The organism is Methylobacterium sp. 4-46, assembly GCF_000019365.1.
Lineage (GTDB): Bacteria > Pseudomonadota > Alphaproteobacteria > Rhizobiales > Beijerinckiaceae > Methylobacterium.
In genome coordinates, this window is record NC_010511.1 from 3676681 (window position 1) to 3695824 (window position 19144).

Consider the following 19144-nt stretch of genomic DNA (forward strand, 5'->3'; position numbering starts at 1 on the left):
CGGCCTGAGGCCGGGCTCGACATCCGCTCGACCCGAGCGGAGGCGACGCCGGATCCTGTCGGAAGCTCGCCGCCGTGGCGTCGGCCCCAGAGGCATTTCGACCCCGACCCGGAGGCTTGGCGACACGCCGAGAGCGGCGCCAGAGGCTATGTCCACCGTTTCGATGATCTGGCCGGGAGGGCCGCCACACCCGCGCCCGCGCCGACCACGGGACGAGACCCGCGCGACCCCGTCGCGGACGCGCCGTCCGGCCAATACGGCCGCTGCGGTCCCCGACGAGAAGGCATCCGGGCCCCTGCCCGGCAGCTGCCGCACCGAGTTCGTCATCGCACCCGCGAGCAGGATTGCCGGACGCGAGCGGCTCCCCGGCCGAGCCTAATCCATTCGATCTAGTTCTTCACGGTTAAAAAATCGTTGCCGCATAATCAAAACCGATGATGTGCGCTCATGTTTGGCTGAGATATACGATGGTCATGTGTACCAAAAGCGCTTCGGGCAGAACGTACTTATACTGAAATCGAGCTGTACCACTTGGTGTTTTCAAACCCAAGACTTTGGCTAAAGATCTGCACATTGGACAGCAGTCGAGCGCTCATTCCACAAAGAGGCATCCATGAGTTCAGATGCTAACAATGCCTGCTCACCATCAGGAGCCGCACGCAGCATCCAGATGGATCCGGCATCTGCGCTGTCACGCTGCAAGTACGCGCTGTTAGGGGTCGCTCTGATGAGCGGTTTGGTCAACATCCTTTACCTGACCGGCTCGTTCTTCATGCTCGAAATTTACGACCGCGTCATTCCGAGCCGCAGCGTGCCGACGCTCGTCGGGCTGATGACGCTCGCCCTGGTCCTCTACGTGTTTCAAGGAATGCTCGAGACCCTGCGCTCACGCGTCCTGACCCGGATCGCGATGAGCCTGGACGAGTCGCTCTCGGATCGGGTGTTCGACCTGATGGTGCGTGCGCCGCTCAAGGGGGCAGCCCCGAGCGACGGCCTGCTGCCGATGCGCGACCTCGACCAGCTGCGGGGTTTCCTCGCCGGTTCGGGCCCAGGGGCGTTCTTCGACCTGCCCTGGATGCCGATCTACCTGGCGATCTGCTTCCTGTTCCACCCGCTCGTCGGCGTTGCCGCCGTTGCGGGGGGCGCCGTCCTGGCCTGTGTGACCCTGGCGACGGATTGCCTGACGCGCCGCTCCACGAAGAAAGCGATGGCGCACGCCTCGCAGCGCTACGCGCTCGCCGAGGCCGGTCGCCGCAACGCCGAGGTGCTCGCCGCCATGGGCATGCAGGAGCGCTTCGCGACGCGCTGGGCCGTGGCGAACCACGGCTACCTCGTCGAGCAGCGGCGTTTGGCGGACGTCACCGGCGGGTTCGGCGCGGGCTCCAAGGTGTTCCGGGCCGCGCTGCAATCGGGCGTGTTGGCGCTCGGCGCCTGGCTCGTCGTGAACAACCTGGCCACGGGCGGCATCATCATCGCGAGCTCGATCCTGGTCTCGCGCGCCCTCGCGCCGGTCGAGCTCGGCATCGCCAACTGGAAGGGCTTCGTGCAGGCGCGCCAGGCCTGGCAGCGCCTCGGCACGGCGTTCGAGCGGATCCCTGCGGTGCGCGAGCCCCACGGGCTCCCCGCGCCGCAGCAGGCGCTGAGTGTCGAGAGCGTCAGCGTCGCGCCGCCCGGCACGCCGCGGGTCGTGGTGCAGGACGTTTCGCTCGCCCTCGAGGCGGGCCATGGGCTCGGCGTGATCGGCCCCTCGGCCTCGGGAAAGTCCTCGCTGGTGAGGGCGATCGTGGGCGTGTGGTCGCCGCTGCGGGGCAAGGTGCGCCTCGATGGGGCCGCGCTTGACCAATGGACGAGCGCCGCGCTCGGCCGGCATATCGGCTTCCTGCCGCAGGAGGTCGAGCTATTCGCCGGCACGATCGCGGAGAACATCGCCCGCTTCGAGCCGCAGGCCGCCCCCGAGCACGTCATCGCGGCGGCGCGGGCGGCGGGCGTCCACGAGTTGATCCTGCGCCTGCCGGAGGGCTACGACACCCCGATCGGCGAGGGCGGGGCTGGTCTCTCGGCTGGACAGCGCCAGCGGGTAGGGCTCGCGCGCGCCCTCTACCGCGATCCCTTCCTCGTCGTCCTCGACGAGCCGAACGCGAACCTCGACACCGAGGGCGAGAACGCGCTGACGCAAGCGATTCTGGGCGTGCGCCGGCGGGGCGGGATCTGCGTGGTGGTGGCCCACCGGCCCAGCGCGCTCGCCGCCGTCGACATGGTCCTGATGATGACCGACGGCCGCGCCCAGGCCTTCGGCCCGAAGGACGAGGTGTTGAAGCGCGTGCTGCAGCCGGTCGCCGCGCCAGTGCAGGCCCCGGCCCAGCCTCACCTGCCCCGGGCGGTGCCACTCCCCGAGACAATGCGGGAGACTGCGTGATGGCCGCGAGCCTCGATCCCGTCAGGATCCCTCTGGTGCGCCCGCCGGCGACCGCCGACGCCTCGATCCGGCGGCACCTCCGAGCCTCTCTCCTCCTCGGCACCGTCCTGGTCGGCGGGGTCGGCGGCTGGGCAACCTTCACGCAGATCTCGGGCGCGGTGATCGCCCCGGGCCAGCTCGTGGTCGAATCGGACGTCAAGAAGGTGCAGCACCCGACGGGCGGCGTCGTCGGCGAGCTCCTGGTGCAAGACGGCGACCCTGTCAAAGCGGGCGACGTCCTCATCCGTCTCGATGAGACGCAGACCCGGGCGGGCCTCGACATCCTGCTCAAGGCCCTCGACGAGCTCAGCGCCCGGCGCGCCCGCAACGAGGCGGAGCGCGACGGAGCGGGAGGCATCACCTTTCCGGCTGACCTGCTGCAGCGCGCCAAGGCTGACGCCACGGCCGCCCGCCTGATCGACGGCGAGACGAAGCTGTTCACCTCGCGGGTGAACGCCCGGGAGGGTCAGAAGGCGCAGCTGCGCGAGCGCCTCGCGCAACTCCAGCAGGAGATCGGCGGGCTCACCCAGCAGGCGAGCGCGAAGGAGCGCGAGATCGCCTTCATCGGGAGCGAGCTCAAGGGCGTGCGCGAGCTCTACGCCAAGAACCTCGTGCAGCTGCCGCGGCTCAACGCGCTCGAGCGCGACGCAACCCGGCTCGAAGGCGAGCGCGGCCAGCTCCTCGCCTCGACCGCGGCCCAACGAGGCAAGATGTCGGAGATCGAGCTGCAGATCCTGCAGATCGACCAGGACATGCGCACCGAGGTCGGCAAGGAGCTCGCCGAGATCCGCAGCAAGTGGTCGGAACTCGTTGAGAAGCGGGTCGCGGCCGAGGACCAGCTCAAGCGGGTCGAGCTGCGCGCCCCGCAGGACGGAATCGTGCACCAGATGACGGTGCACACGATCGGCGGCCTCGTCACCCCGAACGAGCCCGCGATGCTGATCGTCCCCTCCTCCGACCGGCTGGCGCTCGAGGTGAAGATCCAGCCCCACGACATCGACAACGTGCGTTTCGACCAGAAAGCGGTGCTGCGCTTCTCCGCCTTCAACCAGCGCACCACGCCCGAAATCGACGGCCAGGTGACGCGCGTCTCGGCCGACGTGACCACCGATCCCAAGACGGGGGCGAGTTTCTACACAGCCCGCATCAGCGTGCCCGACGACCAAAGGGCACGCTTGGGCGCCGTTCGCCTCGTGCCCGGCATGCCGGTGGAGAGCTTCATCCAGACCGGCGAGCGCACCGTACTGTCGTACCTAACCAAGCCGCTCACTGATCAGATCACCAAAGCGTGGCGGGAGCGCTGAACGGCCTCAGCGCTGTTTCCGACTTCAGAAATAAATCCAAAAGGGAGTACGAGTCATGGCTATCTCGCTCACGTCCGGCATTCTGGAAGTCGATGAGGGCTCCTTCTCGACGGCGGACGAGCTTCTCTACGCGGGCAACACCGTGACGTTCTATGATACCGGCTTAGGCTCGCTTTACGCCAACTTGGCGGCTCAAGCGGTGACCGGCGCAGCAGCCCTGTCCACCCCCCAGAAGGCGGTGGACCAGGGCATGTTCAACATCGCGACGAACACCAAGGATCTGCTGCTCTCGTCGGCGGGCACGCTGTCGAGCGGCGCGGTCCAACAGTTCAGCACAAGCATCGGTGTCGACAGCGGCCTCACGACCGTCGACGGAAAGAAGATTTTCTTGTTCGCCGTGTCGGGCGACGACGACATCGTGGTCGGTCGCGTCGGTGCCGATGCGACCTCGGCGAAAGATGGCGGCATTGCCTTCTCGATCGCGCTCGACGAGCAGGTTGACCAGACGACCGGCTACGTCACGAAAGCTCAACTCTGGATCACACAATACGCAGCGATCACGAACGTGGGCGTTGACAAAATTGACGCCAATGATTTCCAGGCGCTGACACAGAAGCTGTTCGTCGCCTCCAGCGAGTCGGTCACTAACGAGAACACGACCTTCAGCACAGCGTCATCCGGCGCGCCCGTTTACGCCATCGTCACGCCGCCATCCAACTCACAGGACCTTAGCGTCCTGGTGACCGCGTTCAACAGCGACGACCCGAGCACAACCATCCATGAGGACTACCTGTCCCAGCGGTTGAACATCAGCACGACCGGCTTTGGCGTCGGCAGCCAATCGGTCACGGCACCACCCAACGGGGCCGGCATCCGACTCGACTACGTGCGAAACGGCGTCGCCGGCGCAGGATCGGACCCGACGGGTTCCTTCTCTAGCCACAATCACAACATCACCAACGCTGGATTTGGGATCACTCAGATCCAGGGCGGAGGCACCACGGCCGATGTCAAGGTGACGGCGATCCAGGCGAATGCGCCGGATGATGATGCAACCAATTTCTTCGCTGATCTTGGCAAGAACGACACGGTGGTTACGATCGAGGCGGTTCGCGTCAAGGACGCGAGCGGCAATGTCGTCTACCTGGGCGGCAATGTCGCCAATGCGAACGGCCTGACGATCTCCGGCGTCGGCTCGGCCTCGGCCGTGACCGTGAAGGGCGTTCAGCTGAACTGGACGGTCGAAGTCGTGAACAAGATCGGGACCTTCGACCGCCTTACGGTCGAAAATGTCGGCTCCAAGGGGTTCGATGTTGGCCACCTGATCTATACAGCACCGCCGACGGTCCAGAATACGGTCGTCGAACTCGGCTCGCATGTTCACTTTCTCGACGGGGGGCCGTCTGTCACGACCGACGCAACGCAGGTCGGCGCCTGGATCGTGGACGAAAGCACCCCGAATTCCAGTGATCACCACAGCGTTGCGGCGGCGTTCACCGCGAGCGGCGGCCCCGACGGGACCGATACGATCGCTTACGCGCTAAGTGCCACGGCCGGCAAGAGCGGCTTGAAGAGCGGCGGTGAGGACGTTCTGCTGCGCCTGTCCAACGGCGTCGTGGAAGGCTATACGGCGAGCAACAATAAGGTCATCTTCTCCGTCAGCGTGAATTCCAGCACCGGCGATGTGACGGTCACGGAGAGCGGTCATCTCGACCATCCGGGCACCAGCGATCCCGACGACGCCGTGGCGATGGCCGCCAGCCTGATTCAGGTGAGCCAAACGGTTACGGACAAGGACGGCGACCACGCGACCGGCTCCGTCTCGATCTCCGACAAGATAAGTTTCAAGGACGACGGTCCGACCGCGGTCGCGGGCTCCGACGTGAGCCTCTCCAGCACGGACGGCAGCAGCATCGCCGGCCAGGGGACCGCGTCGTTTACCATCGGATACGGCGCGGACGGCGCCGGCACTACGACCTATGCCCTTACGATCAACACGGCTGCTACCGGCCTGACGTCCGGCGGCAAAGCGATCACCCTGTCCATGAGCGGCGCCGACGTGGTCGGCAAGACCAGCGACGGCGTCCTGGTGTTCACGGTGTCTTCGACGGGCAGCGGTGCCTTGACACTCGTCCAGTCGGCCGCGCTCGACCACAGCGGCGGGACGGCGCGCACCCTGAATGGGGCGATCTCCCTGACGGCCACCGTGAAGGACGGGGATGGCGACGCGGCGTCGGCCAGCGACAAGATCAATCTGTCATTCGCGGACGGTGCTCCGACCATCACCGGCTCAGGGCCAGTCTCGCTCGCCACCAGCGATGCGAATCTCGGGCCCTCGGGCCACGACGTGAAGGCGGCCACGTTCACGCCGGACTACGGACCGGATGGAGCCGGCTCGGTCAGCTACAGCCTAATCGGCACGGGCAGCACGAGTCTCACGTCGGCCGGCAAGGCGATCAGCCTGTCGAAAGATGCCGGGGGCGTGATCCATGGCGCGACTTCGGACGGTAACGTGTTCACCGTGTCGGTCGATCCGTCAGGTCAGGTCACGCTCACGCAGTTCAAGGCCATCGACCATGCCGCGGGCTCCGACACGGCCAGCCTGAACGGCGCGATCAGCATCAGCGCCGTCGCGACGGACGGTGACGGCTCGACCTCAGCTCCTGCGTCGCAGGGGGTCAATCTGACCTTCGCCGATGACAAGCCGACGATCACGGCCGATGCGTCGGCCTCGCTGAGCACCAGTGACGCGACGCTCGGGACGGACACGAAGGCGGTGACCATCACGCCGGCTTACGGTGCCGACGGTGCGGGTGCGACCCACTCGGCGCTCGTCATCAATGCCGCCACCACGGGTCTGACGTCCCACGGCTCCGCGATCACGCTCGTGGCGGATGGCGCCGACGTGGTCGGCAAGGCCGACACGACCGAAGTCTTCCGCGTCTCGTTCAGCGGAGGGCAGGTTACGCTCAAGCAGTCAGCCACCATCGACCACCAGGTGGGCTCCGACACCGCATCGCTGACCGGTGCGATTTCGCTCTCGTCCTCAGCGACCGACTCGGACGGCGACGTCTCGTCGGCAGCCACGACGGCCCTGAACCTGGCATTCGGCGACGCAACGCCCACCGCGACGGCCGCCGCACCCTCGGTGACCCTGACCACCAGCGATGACAGCCTGGGCGGCGCCGGGGCGGCAAGCCAGGCGACGGCCTTCATCACCGCCTACGGCAACGATGGTGCGGGCAGCACGGCGTTCGCGCTGGCGCTGACCGGCGGCAGCAGCACCGCCCTGACCAGCGGCACGAAGCCGATCAAGCTGTCGATCGACGGGTCAGGGGTCGTCCACGGCGCGACCGCGGATGGGGACGTGTTCACCGTCTCGGTGGATGCTGGTGGCAAGGTCACCCTGACGCAACTCAAGGCCGTTGATCAGGCCGCCGACGCGGTTGATCTGACCGGTGCCCTCACCGTGACATGCACCGTCACCGATTCCGACGGCGATAAGGCCAGCGCCTCGGAAGGCGTGAACCTGTCATTCACCGACAGCAAGCCCTCGATCACCGCGACCGGCAGCACGGTTGCGTTCGCGGTGGATGAGTCGAGCTTGAACGTCGGCGACAAGCACTCGATCCTGGCCCTGTTCGACGGCAAGTACGGAGCCGACGGCGCGGGCACTACGACCTACGCTCTGACGGCCACCACCGGCACGGCGACCAACCTCCTGGACACGCTCACCGGGGAGCAGGTCACGCTGAAAGCCGTCAGCGGCACGGAGGTCGATGGCGTGAACGGGCACGGCGACGTCGTGTTCACGGTCACGCTCTCGGGCAGCGATGCCACCCTCACTCAGCTGCGCGCCGTCAAGCATGGGGACACGTCAAACCCGAATGACACCGTCACGCTGACCCCGCAGCTGATCACGGTCACGGCCACGATCACTGACGCGGACGGCGACGCGAAGGCGGCGGGCGCGGATCTGTCGGCGAGCATGACCTTCAGCGACGACGGTCCGTCCATCGCGCTGAAGCAAGGCGCGACGGCGGTGGCCCTGGCCAGCAGCGACGCGGCGCTCAACACGCCTTCCGTGTCGGCGAGCGACTTCGCCGCGGCCCAGTACGGGGCCGATTCCAACGGCACGACCACGTACAGCCTGACCTGCTCGGCCGGTGACAGCGGCTTGATGTCGGGCGGTGAGGCCGTCCAGCTCAAGACGGAGAACGGCAGCGTCGTCGGCTACACGTCGAAGGGCAGCGTGTTCACCGTGTCGGTCGACGTGACCGGCAAGGTCAGCCTGACCCAGGCGGCCGCGATCGACCACGACGCGAACTCGGATACGGCATCGCTGACTGGCAAGATCCAGGTCACCGCGGCGGCGACGGACGGGGACGGCGACAAAGCCGCGGCATCGGAGGCGGTCAATCTGACCTTCGCCGATGACAAGCCGACGATTGCGCTTAGTGGCACCAAGGTGTCGTTCATCGTGGATGAGAGCGGCCTCGGCACGGGCTCAACGCCGAACTCGGCTCTGGTCACCTCGCAACAGGACATCACCGGCCTGTTCATCGGCAAGCCGGGTGCCGACTCGATCGGGGCCACGACCACCTACAGCCTAGCGGCAGCGTCAGACGGGACCCCGACCGGCCTGGTCGATACGCTCACGCAGTCGGGTGTGGCGCTGAGGACCATCAGCGCCACGGAAGTCGACGGCGTCAACGCCAACAACGACGTCGTCTTCACCGTCACCCTGGCGAGCGGCAAGGTCACGCTGACGCATGCGCGATCGGTGGTCCAGAACAACAAGCTTGACCCGAACGATGGGGCGACGCTGGCGGCGGGCCTCATCAGCCTCTCCGCGACGATCACGGACGGAGATCACGACTCAGCCTCACGGACGATCTCAATCTCCGACCTCATGACCTTCAACGACGACGGCCCCTCGCTCGCCACGAAGTCGGGTACAGGCTCGGTGACCGCCGATGACGCTCAGCTGAAGCAAGCGTTCACAGGCAGCTTTGCCGACTACTTCGCCACCCCGACCTTCGGTGCGGACGGCGCGGGCTCTCTGGACTACAAATTCGCGATCAAGAGCACGAACAGCGGCCTCACCGATGTGAACGGAAAGCAAGTGTTCCTGACCCTGTCGGCGGATGGAAAGACCATCACCGGCAAGGAGACGGACGCCGCCGGCACCACGGTGTTCACCCTCGCGCTGGATAGCTCCGGAAACGCCTCGCTGACGCAGAGCATCGCGATCAAGCACGCCGTTAACACGTCCCTCGCCACGCTGTCAGCCAATGCGCTGCACCTCATTGCGACGGCGACGGATGGCGACGGCGACACCAAGACTCAAGAAATCGACGTGAGCGGCAACATCGGTTTCAAGGATGCGGCCCCAGAATTCATTGAGACAACGGTGGCTGGCGGCACCAAAGCCGTCGATGACATGATCTTGCAGTATAGAAATGGCATCCAAGGCAACGACACATTCAAAGTTGACTTCCACAACGACGTCCCTGGCACGAGCGTAACGATCTCGAGCTTCGATGCATCGTCGCACGAGGGCCTCCTTGCAAATCAAACGAGTGCAACTCACGTTGACTACGTCAAGAGCCTCGACCCCCTTACCAAGCCGATTTACTCACTTGATGTAACGGACACGGGATACACCGTCAGTGTTGTGAATGCACCGGACGGCCTGCCGCAGAAGATTGCCTTCGAGAAGCTGCCTTCAGGCTCCCCCACGGAGACCGTGACGGCTACCTTGACCGGCGACTACGGCGGCTCGGTCAAGATCGACGGTCTGATCTTCGACCCGAGCAAGGCGATCAAGGCAACGAGTTCGGTCGTCGGTGGCGTGACGGTCTGGAAAGCTGATTACACCGCCGCCCTGGACCCCAAGCAGAATGGCGCGGCCTCCGACGCGGATGACGTCAACACCAACAACATCGGCTTCGGTATCAAGGGAGGGCAAGCGTCCCAGATCAACCCCAATGAGGGGTTCCGGGTGGATTACCTGGCGCCGACGCACCCGGATCAGACAGGCGGTCTCGACCACCTGAAGCATCTCAGCTTCGATGTCTATGGCATCGGGAATATCCCTAACGTCAATATTCACTACTGGCTGTATCGCACCGACGGCAGCCTTGTGGACGAAGGCTGGCGGAAGACCTCGGAGCACATCACCAACGGCGCGGTCGACAAGACTGGGCTCACGCTGACGGACAACAAAGCGCACAACATCGACCTGTTCGATGATGGCACAGCAACTGGCACCGCAGGCCTGCAGGGGGCGAACGACTACTTTGATTACGCTGTCGTCCAGTTCGATTTCTCGCCCGCTGCAGCGAAGAACGGGTCCATCCCTGATAACATCGGTGTCCGAGTGGGCACGTTCTTCACCGAGATCATCCAAACGCCGGAGAAGGACAGCTTTAACTTTGAAGTAAAAGCCACAGACGTAGATGGCGATGTGGCGCTGGGTGGAAGCACGCACGTTGCGCTTGATCCCGCTCATAGCGGCTGGCACCTCGTCTGAAGACCTGCGGGGGAACTGCAATCGCGGCTCCCCCGCGACCACCTTGCGAATGAATGCTTCTTTCTGACAAGGTCTACGTCCCTGATGACCTTGCATGCACTTGAGTTGCAGGGCGCTTCTCGACGGCGTCCGCGAGCGCCGGAGCGTCGAGCCCATCCACGCCCTCGAACGCGGCGGGGCCGATGATCTCACCACCGTGGATCCAGCGCACGAAGCCGGCGGCCGCATCAAACTCTGGGATCAAACATCAGGGTGGCTCAAGAGAGACGGTCCTGCTTCGGGAAAGTGGAGAGCGGTTGAGGAGCCGCCTCTCGAACTGGACGGGGCTGAGGAAGCCGAGCGCGGAATGGCGCCGGCGGGGATTGCAGACGCCGTCGATGTCGCGGGTAGAGCGGCACCCGATCACGTTGCAACCGGGTGCCGCTCTCGATCTTTGATCTTGCCGCATTTTCTGCGACGAACCGGCATCCACTTCGTCGGAAAATGCTCTAGTGAACCGTCGCACAGTTGGTGATCATCCAAGTGGCGCGCTCGGCACGCAGGAAATCCATGATCTCCAGCGATGCGGCGAGCTGCGAGGCAACCTCAAGCGAGAGTCCTGTTTGAGGCTGCCCATCGAGCAGGACTGGTTTCCCCGTCCGAGAAGCACAAACGCTCCAACCTTCACGGTCCTTTTGTATACCGTATACCAGCGTCTGCATGGCGCTTCTCCGGCTGTGCTTTTCCTCTTAGTTTAGACATGACGAAGCGCGCAGCAACAGCAAGCTTCCCGGGCCAAATGGCGCCGGTCGCGCTTGGGGCGGAGGACCGGCGCGAGCCGAGCATGATGCGCCGGGGCTTCCCGCCCCCGCCAAAGCTCGGCACGCCGCCCGCCACCAAACGGTTGCCGAGCAGTTGGAGCGGTGCCGCACGGCAGGCCGGGGCAGGCGCCCCCGGAGTGGGCTCCGTCGAGGAAGCGCGGCCGGCCGCGGCGGCATCAAGGCCCGGTGCAGCTCGACCTGTTCGCCATGCTCTGACGCGAAGAAGGCCCCGCCGCGGGCGAGGCCTTCTCGACGTCGCTGTCTCTGTAGGTCCGGGACGTTGCCCGGCCGCCCCGGGTTCTGCCTCCCAGCCCCGAAGTCGTGAGGGCAGAGTAGGAGACCCGATGATCAGCCTACCGCGCCCCGGCAATACCCGTACTCGGTCTCGTCCTGGCGATCGCGTCCTCGCCGCTCAGGTGTAGGTAGTCAGGGCCGAATAGCGCGATGCGCTGAATCGCCTTGAAGTTTGGGATTGTGCGGGTCCGACTCCTCAGCACAATCAGCCCTCGTGCGCGCATTTTCCGCAGGGTGCGGTTCACGTGGATGTTGGTGAGCCCGAGCGCGTCGCCGAGATCGAATTGGGTCAGTGGCATTGAGCAGCTTGAGCCGTCCGTGAGACCAACGGAGCGTAAGCGCACGAATAGCTCGCAGAAGAGGTGGGCCATGCGCTCCGAGGCGACCCGCTGCCCCAGGCATAGCAGCCATTCGCGCCGAATATCCCCCCCTCGCCAACGTCTCGCGCCAGAGCGCCTCGAGCACTTGCGGGCGATCCCGTGTTGCTGCGCCGTCGATGTCGGTAGGGATCTCTGCCAGGGTCACAGCGGCAAGCGTCGCGAGGGAGTGTCCATCGGACGCAGGACTGGCACGTTCAGATCGCAGAGGTCCCGGGAAGGACGAACGCGACGGTCGCGCGTCGACCGTCCTCCAGCATCATGTAGCGGCACGCCCAGCCGGACAGCTCCAGACGCAGCACATTCGGTGGCTCGCCATCCCGGACGATGTCTACGCCTGGGGCATAGTCCCTCTGACGGAGGGACGCGAGATGACCGAGGACGGGCCCGTCCTGCGCCGAGAAGCGGCTGCCATTCGCAAGTTTTCTGGTCAGCGGGTTCACTGACCGGATCACCTCCACGATCGACCCGCCAGCGACGCTCACTCTTGCGTAAAGTTCATCGACATGGCTCAAGAGCACGATCGCCTCGCCGCTTGATTCTCGCTGCGGCCGCTACGCGCACCTCACGCTTCAAGGCCCTCGCGGCGTAGCCGCCGAATTCGCCAGAAGTGTCCGGTCGTTTTCATTACATTCCGATTTGCAAGTGAGGTGCAGGTGGCGTGTCTCGATTGGGCGCGGAACACAGCTGCTCAATGACATCGAACAGTTCCGTCCACTTGATCGGCTTGCCGACGTGGGCGTCCATGCCACCGGCCCGGCACCGCTCTGCATCCTCGTTCATGGCATTCGCCGTGAGCGCCACGATCGGCATCGGAGGCCGACCCTGCGCACGCTCCCACGCCCGCACCGCAGCCGTTGCACCAAGCCCGTCGAGCACCGGCATCTGCACGTCCATGAGCACGATGTCGAAGGCCGGTCCTGTCTTGATCGCCTCCACGGCTTGAGCCCCGTCCTCAACAAGCACGACCTCGTAGCCCCGGCGGCTCAGCACGGCGCGGATCACCTCCTGGTTTATCTCGTTGTCCTCGGCAACCAGGATCCGGTGGCCGCGGGCAACAGGACCCGCGAGGACTTGCGGCGCGGCCTGACCCTGTCGATCCGACTCGGCCAAGGGCAGCGGCAGTTCGAACCAGAAGGTCGAGCCTCGCCCAGGAACGCTCTCCACGCCGATCGTGCCCCCCATGAGTTCCACGAGACGCTTGCAGATCACCAGACCCAGGCCCGTGCCGCCGTAGCGACGGGTGGTCGAAGCGTCGGCTTGACTGAACCGCTCGAACAGCAGGGGCAGCTTGTCGGCCGGGATGCCGATGCCAGTGTCCGTGACCGCGACCCGCACTCGCCCGGTGCTCGCCGCGAAGCCAACCCGCATCGTGATCTCACCTCTCGGCGTGAACTTCACGGCGTTGCTGGCGAGGTTGAGCAGGATCTGGCGCAAGCGGGTCGGATCGCCGACGAACCGGTCAGGCGCGTCACCCTCGATGTCCGTGACCAGCCGGAGCGGCTTGTCCTTGGCGCTCTCCGCGACCAGGGCCCGACAGCTCTCGACGAGCGCCCGCAGAGAGAAAGGCACGCTCTCGATCGCCATCTGGCCGGCTTCGATCTTGGAGAAGTCCAGGATGTCGTTGACGATGGCCAGGAGCGAGCGCCCGGCCTCCTGCGCCAGCCCGACCAGGTGCCGCTGGGCGTCCGACAGCGAGGCGTCGCCGGCCAAGAGATCATGCACGCCGAGCATGCCGGTGAGCGGCGTCCTGAGCTCGTGGCTCATGTTGGCCAGGAACTCGGCCTTGGCCCGGGCGCCAGCCTCCGCCTCGACCCTGGCCCGCTCCAGATGGCGTTCCTGACGGACCCGCTGGGTGACGTCCCGGATGGCGGTGACGATGGTGACCTCGTCGGCGTCCTCGATCCGCTTGTACGCGGCCTCGACCCAGACGTAGTGCCCCGCCTTGTGCTTGAGGCGGAACACGACCGAGGCGGTCGGCCTCTCCCGGGAGAGGCTCGCTGCAGCCGCCGACACCCGGTTCAGATCATCCGGGTGAAGGCAGTCGCGCACCCTGATCCGGTGCGCCTCCTCGACCGCGTAGCCGAGCATGGCGTGCACCGAGGGCGAGATGTAGGAGCGGCGCCCGTCGGCGTGGCCGAGGACGATCAGGTCGGAGACGTTGTCGGCGAGAACCTTGTAGCGGGCCTCGCTCTCACGCCGGGCCCGCTCCGCGCCATGCCGGGCGGTGATGTCGGTGTAGGTTCGCACCGCACCACCGCCCGCCAGGGGCACGGTGCGGATCTCCAGAACGGTGCCGTTCGGACGCTCGCGCTCGTAGGTGTGCTCCCTGGGCTCGAGTCCCGCCGTGGCCACCCAGGTGCGGAAGGCCTCGTCGGAATGGGCGAACTCGTTGTGCGCGAGCTGGTGATTGCGCACCGCCGTGAAAGTTGGCTTTCGCGCCATGAAGGCAGGGGGTAGATCGAGGAGTTCCAGGGCGCGCCGGTTGCAGACCTGGACCCGATCGTCGGCATCGATCATCATCAGACCTTGGTCCATGTTCTCGAGCGTCACAGCGAGCAGGTCCGCGCTCGCGCGCGCCTCGGCTTCGGCGGCCCGCACGCGCCGGTCGCGCCGCCCGAGGCCGACACCGAGCCCGACGAGAGCGAGCACCGCCGTGCTGATCGCGCTGGCCTGGACGAGCGCCTCCCGCCGCCAAGCCGCGAGGGCGTCATCGGTCGCGATCCCGGCCGTGACCACCAAGGCGGGGTACTTCACCAGCCGCTCGTAGGCGACGATGCGCTTGACGCCATCGATGGGTGCCGGTGGCGCGTCGTAGACGCCGGTCGAGATGCGTCTCAGGTTGTGGAAGAGAGGCGTGGACGAGAAGTCCTTGTCCTGGCTCTCGGTCGGTGCCGCTGGGTCTCGCGAGAGGAGCCTGCCGTTCGAGCTCCACAACCCGATCGTCCCTCGCTCGCCTAGGCCGAAGGTCGCGTAGAACTGTGCGAAGTAGTCCGGCTCCAGTTCGGCCACAACGACGCCGGCGAACGAGCCATCGAAATTGTTCAGCCGCCGCGCGAGAGGGAGGATCGGCTTCTGATCGTAATGGCTGCGGATCAGCGCACCGATGAACATGGCCCGATCTTCCGGGTGATCTCGGAGCCAAGCGAAGTAAGGCCGATCGGCGCTGCTGAGGGGGGGATGCGGCGAGAGGGAGTCGGCAATCCACGAGCCGCTCGCATCGGTGATGGCGATATTGCGCACCTGCGCAATGGTCCCGGTGCGGCGGACGAGAAAACTCCCCAGGGTTGCTCGATCAGGGTTGCCCTCGACCCACTCGGTCGTGCCCGAGAGGATGAGGTCCACGGCCTCGATGGTGCGCTCGGCGTGCTGGGCCAGTGAACGGCTGAGATTGCGGGCGTCCTTGCGCGCGTCCGCGAGAGCAGCGTCGCGTGAGCGCATGATCTGCCACGCGCCGAGGGTCACCAGGAGCAAGGCAGTGAGCAAGGTGATGCCGACCGCACCGCGCAGGGGATAGGCAGAACGAGGACGGAGGGGCACGAACTGCATGGGGTGTCTCGAGGGACGCTGGACGATCCACGTACGACCGCGAGCATAGCCAACAGTGCTCTCCCAAGCTGAGGCCAGAGTGCGGTCCTACCCAGCTTACATCCCGCATGGCTCTCTCGGCCGCTCCACTTGCAGCGGGCGCGCAGCCGATCAGATTGGCACTTCGCTCAGCAAAAATCTCCCATTGTCCAGCGTATTTCGTAGGGTCAGACTCTCAATTTTGTAGATAAAGAGCCGAAATCTCAGGTGCACAGAGAATAATAGTGCCCATGTGCACATCCAGACAAGCGATTTCTAAATTAATTCTGGATGGACGGATCGATGTATTATCTATAAGTTTTTCCCTCGCTTGGGCACGGAACAAATCTCGTCGCAGGGTGCAGCCTCGCTTGAGGGCTAGTCTCGCGAAGCGGCGGACATGGCTGGTTCCATACGCCGCCCCGCTGTGGCTCCGGCTCTTCTCGCCTCAGCGCGCCGGGCGCGCTCTTTCGCCGCCTGCATGCGCTGCTCGCTGACTTTTCGAGCCTCGGTCAGCTCGTGCACGTTGCTGAGCGCCATCGACGAATCATAGCTCTCGTTCGCGTAGATCATGCCCGATTCGATGACCCACACCTCGGCGAGCACTGGTTGCGGGGCCTCACTCGCACCGTGGGAGGGGCTGTGGACCGCGCAGCAGGACCACTGCGCCACGGCCAAGGCGGGCGTCGCCACCCCAGACATCGCGGCGATCAGGATCACGTCGACCGAGGTGCAGGGGCACGACATGCGCTGCAGGGTCGCGAGCAAGCGCCCTCAGGGCGACGAGGTCGCGGTCACGATGCAGTGCGCCTCCGGTGCGGATCGCTGGAACCGCACTGCCCGCTGGCAAGTCGGCGCAAGCGGCACGATGCTCGTTCAGACCGAGGACGGGCAGAAGATGTTCTTCTATCGCTGCCGGTGACGAGGCGGTCCGTGGCATGCCCATGGCGTTGGACAAGGCCTTCGCCAAAAGACCCTGCTCGACAGTGTCGGCAGGGTAAGTCCTTTTGGGGCGCTCTTGCGAGCGGTTGGTGCATAGGCGCCTAAGCTTGTGCCAGGCTGAGGATCGAGGGCGTAAAAAGGTCATTTACACGCGGAGACAGCACACCAAGCGGTTGAGTTTCGCGGTTGTACTGTCCCATCTGCTGCCCGCCCCAGGTGGCGGAAACTGAACTCCGGCTTCGCCAGGAGGGGCCATTCTCCTAACGCGGTCGTCCTAAGAGGCCTGCCGCAGCCCCGCCGCGCCTCTGACGAGCGGGGCCGCGAGAGCCCGCCGCCTGTGATCGGCTGGCTTCGGTCTGAAGCCGGCCGCACAGCCTCAGAGCTCGGCCGGCGCTTCCTCCTCACCCCTGAAGTCTGACAAGCTGTCATTCTCGCCAGTGACGCTACGTCATTTACTCCCGATCTAGATGTCTTCCATCCAATCAACATCACCATCCGCCAAGCTATAGCGCGCGGCAACGATCTTCAGCTTGTTCTCCTGGCGGAGACGATCCTGTATGACCGTGCTCTGCGTCTTGAGGCGAGCGGCAACACGCCGTGCGTTCGAGCGCACGGCCGCATCCAGGAGGTCACTTGACTGGCCCCGGGCCGCGAGCACCGCTGGAATGATCGGCTGGACCATCTCGCCGATCACGCCCGGAAAGGTTGCGTTCTTCTCCACGACATCGACCGCCGCAGCGACAGCCCCGCATGACTGGTGACCGAGGACGACGATCAGCGGGCAGCCGAGCACGCCCACGCCGTACTCAATGCTGCCGAGCGCGGCCGTGTCGACGGTGTTGCCCGCGTTGCGAACGATGAACAGTTCACCCAGGCCGCGGCCGAAGAGCAGCTCGGGGGGAACGCGACTGTCAGAGCAGCCGACGAGCACACAAAACGGCGCCTGGCCGCGCGCGAGTTCGACGCGCCGCTCGCGGCCCTGCTGAGCACGGTAGGGCGCCTCGGTGCGGAAGCTGTCGTTGCCCTCCTTGAGGATCTGCAACGCTTGGTCAGGGGTGAGCGTGGTCTTCGAAACGGGATCCGCAGCGAACGCCGGCTTACCGCCTCCCGAGAATGTGGCAGCCGCGGCAATAGCACCGCCGAGGAAAGCGCGCCTGGCAAGCGGAATGCAACACGAGCATGAGGCCTTCAGCATTGAGCGCTCCTCTCAGGAGGCGGGCTTCTGTGTCCCGCCCTAATCGGGGTCAACACGCGGCGAGCCTCCACAGGTTCCTTGACGCGGCGCGGACTGCCTCGATCGCCAAGTGGCCGCCGGCTGGCCCGCAGTCCGTGCTTGCGGGCGTTCTGGCTCGCGCGCGCCTTGCCCTCCGCCGTGCGCGGGCCGCCGCCCCTCGGGGTCCCCGGCGTCGACTGCCCTGTCCGGCACGAGGTCATCTCAGCCTTGAGGGAGCGAAGCCCCCTCCCCCGCCACGGGCTCGACATTGAGCACGTCCGTCGAGGCGGCGCGCAGCTGTTGGCCAACGCTGGTGCGGCTGCGCTCGATCTCGCGAAGCAGGGCATCGCGCCGGTGGTCGGCTGCGGCTGCCATGCGGTCGATGCGCTCCATGTCGGAGAGCCGGAGGTGGAACGCCGCCGCGGTCACGTCAGCAGTCGTCGAGCCGCGTGATGCAAGTCTGTTGTCGACCTCGGCTCGGCTCTCTGCTTCGCCTCCGAGCCAGCCGAGCGCGAGCTTCCTGGCTCGGGCTTCCGCAGACTTGATTTCGAACGTTCCCCCATATTGGCTCCCCAGAAACGTCGGGTGCAGCAAGTTCGTTAGGGCCGCAAAGTGACCCTGCTTGAGGATCTCGAGTCGCATGCGCCGCAGGCGCTTGGCTTCCCAGATCAGGTCGACGACGTCTTTAACCCAGATCGCCTCGATTGCGTCCGCCGGTCTGACCTTCCGCACGATCTCGCGCAGGAGCGCGTCGTACTGATGCGGGCTCTCACCCGGGAGAACCGGCCGGTCGTCGAACATGAAACCGAGCTGGTGCGGGACGGCGGGCAGGATGTCGGTCGTGGGGGCCGTCTCGGACGCCTGTGCCTGTGAGGATGGGGTGGACGGCTGGTCGTGCGGGGCGGGCATGATCTGATCTGTTCGATGTTCGTTCACCATGCCAGGTGGGTTGTTGCCCGTGCAAGGAGGATGTGGATCAGATGGTTTGTTGTGCACGCGTGAGCGCGTCCCGGAGATCGGGGCCCGGCAGGCGACGGCGTCCGGGCTGTCCGTCTCGGGCTCCTCGCCATTTCGCATGACCACGCGGCCGTTGATCTTGCGCTTGAAGCGTGTGCCGCGCGAGCCGGGGACGGGGCGGCTCGGCTCTGCGGCCCCGAGGTGCTGGATCTTCTGCCGCTTGGCCTGCGCCGTGCGGGCGTGGTCGTCGCGGGTCTTGGTGCGCCCGCAGGCCTCGTGGGCTGGCCCCATGTTGGCGAGATCATCGGCCCCGCCGAGCTCGAGGGCCCGGATGTGCTCGACGATCCAGCGCTCGCGGACGCCGTCGATCGGCGCTTCGCAGATGACGCAGACGCCTCCGGTTCTCTCCCAAGCCTGCAGGCGGCGGTGGGCGGAGAGGGAGCGGCGGGGCATGGTGCCGACGTCCTCAGGGGCGACGTACGGCATGGCGGGACTCGGTGGCGGCGGGAGAGCGGCGGGAGAGAGCTCTAAGCGCGCGGTGGGAGAGACTCTCCCACTCGCAGAGGAGGCGCTCGTAGCGCTCGATGAGGGCGCGGAGCTCTGCGTCGTCCTCGCGGGCGACGAGGGTCGCCGCGAGTCCGAGGGAGGCGACAGTTGGGCGTGCGGGATCGGCCGCACGTGAGCGCGGTGCTTTCTTGGT

At 65.8% G+C, this 19144-nt stretch carries 11 protein-coding genes; 4 read left to right on the top strand and 7 right to left on the bottom strand.

Going from position 1 to position 19144, the window contains the following annotated elements:
- The first annotated feature begins 670 nt into the window (after positions 1-670).
- The 3 genes from M446_RS15885 to M446_RS15895 are packed head-to-tail and all read left to right on the top strand — an operon-like array spanning position 671 to position 10294.
- Positions 671-2416 carry a type I secretion system permease/ATPase gene (locus M446_RS15885; RefSeq protein ID WP_043701291.1) on the top strand — a complete coding sequence of 582 codons (1746 nt, stop codon included), beginning with the start codon at positions 671-673 and terminating at the stop codon, positions 2414-2416.
- Positions 2416-3759, top strand: a complete 1344-nt coding sequence (locus M446_RS15890; protein ID WP_012333122.1) for an HlyD family type I secretion periplasmic adaptor subunit — start codon at positions 2416-2418, stop codon at positions 3757-3759. Before M446_RS15885 ends, M446_RS15890 begins: the two co-directional genes overlap by 1 nt.
- A gap of 55 nt (positions 3760-3814) precedes the next feature.
- Positions 3815-10294, top strand: coding sequence for a DUF5801 repeats-in-toxin domain-containing protein (locus M446_RS15895; protein ID WP_012333123.1), 6480 nt, complete (start codon positions 3815-3817; stop codon positions 10292-10294).
- 488 nt (positions 10295-10782) lie between these two features.
- Here M446_RS15895 and M446_RS35350 read toward each other — a convergent pair whose 3' ends face one another.
- From M446_RS35350 to M446_RS37260, 5 genes are all read right to left on the bottom strand, one after another.
- Complete coding sequence (locus M446_RS35350; RefSeq protein WP_083784688.1) at positions 10783-10995, bottom strand: hypothetical protein; 213 nt, start codon at positions 10993-10995, stop codon at positions 10783-10785.
- Between the two features lie 452 nt (positions 10996-11447).
- Positions 11448-11759, bottom strand: a complete 312-nt coding sequence (locus tag M446_RS39470; protein WP_322597460.1) for a helix-turn-helix domain-containing protein — start codon at positions 11757-11759, stop codon at positions 11448-11450.
- Positions 11760-11962: 203 nt separating this feature from the next.
- The gene (locus M446_RS39475) at positions 11963-12280 is read right to left on the bottom strand and encodes a hypothetical protein (protein WP_322597461.1); all 318 of its coding nucleotides are present in this window, start codon (positions 12278-12280) and stop codon (positions 11963-11965) included.
- Between the two features lie 112 nt (positions 12281-12392).
- Positions 12393-15314, bottom strand: a complete 2922-nt coding sequence (locus tag M446_RS15905; RefSeq protein ID WP_012333124.1) for an ATP-binding protein — start codon at positions 15312-15314, stop codon at positions 12393-12395.
- Between the two features lie 396 nt (positions 15315-15710).
- Entirely contained in the window at positions 15711-15905 is a 195-nt protein-coding gene (locus M446_RS37260) for a hypothetical protein (RefSeq protein ID WP_150108672.1), read from the bottom strand.
- Between the two features lie 10 nt (positions 15906-15915).
- On the opposite strand from M446_RS37260, the gene M446_RS15910 reads away from it, so the two are divergent.
- A complete protein-coding gene (locus tag M446_RS15910) occupies positions 15916-16254 on the top strand; it encodes a hypothetical protein (protein WP_012333125.1) in 339 nt (112 codons plus the stop codon).
- A 483-nt stretch (positions 16255-16737) separates the two neighbouring features.
- Here the strand turns inward: M446_RS15910 and M446_RS15915 are convergent, their stop codons facing one another.
- Positions 16738-17469, bottom strand: coding sequence for a carbonic anhydrase (locus tag M446_RS15915; protein WP_012333126.1), 732 nt, complete (start codon positions 17467-17469; stop codon positions 16738-16740).
- 240 nt (positions 17470-17709) lie between these two features.
- Complete coding sequence (locus tag M446_RS15920) at positions 17710-18930, bottom strand: HNH endonuclease (protein ID WP_043701294.1); 1221 nt, start codon at positions 18928-18930, stop codon at positions 17710-17712.
- Between the last annotated feature and the right edge of the window lie 214 nt (positions 18931-19144).

What these genes read in the sequence shown, in the direction of transcription:
- M446_RS15895 (WP_012333123.1), top strand. Translation starts at nt 3,815, where the DNA reads ATGGCTATCTCGCTCACGTCCGGCATTCTGGAAGTCGATGAGGGCTCC.
- M446_RS15905 (WP_012333124.1), bottom strand. Translation starts at nt 15,314, where the DNA reads ATGCAGTTCGTGCCCCTCCGTCCTCGTTCTGCCTATCCCCTGCGCGGT.
- M446_RS15910 (WP_012333125.1), top strand. Translation starts at nt 15,916, where the DNA reads ATGACCCACACCTCGGCGAGCACTGGTTGCGGGGCCTCACTCGCACCG.
- M446_RS39470 (WP_322597460.1), bottom strand. Translation starts at nt 11,759, where the DNA reads ATGGCCCACCTCTTCTGCGAGCTATTCGTGCGCTTACGCTCCGTTGGT.
- M446_RS15915 (WP_012333126.1), bottom strand. Translation starts at nt 17,469, where the DNA reads ATGCTGAAGGCCTCATGCTCGTGTTGCATTCCGCTTGCCAGGCGCGCT.
- M446_RS15885 (WP_043701291.1), top strand. Translation starts at nt 671, where the DNA reads ATGGATCCGGCATCTGCGCTGTCACGCTGCAAGTACGCGCTGTTAGGG.
- M446_RS35350 (WP_083784688.1), bottom strand. Translation starts at nt 10,995, where the DNA reads ATGCAGACGCTGGTATACGGTATACAAAAGGACCGTGAAGGTTGGAGC.
- M446_RS37260 (WP_150108672.1), bottom strand. Translation starts at nt 15,905, where the DNA reads ATGATCTACGCGAACGAGAGCTATGATTCGTCGATGGCGCTCAGCAAC.
- M446_RS15920 (WP_043701294.1), bottom strand. Translation starts at nt 18,930, where the DNA reads ATGCCGTACGTCGCCCCTGAGGACGTCGGCACCATGCCCCGCCGCTCC.
- M446_RS15890 (WP_012333122.1), top strand. Translation starts at nt 2,416, where the DNA reads ATGGCCGCGAGCCTCGATCCCGTCAGGATCCCTCTGGTGCGCCCGCCG.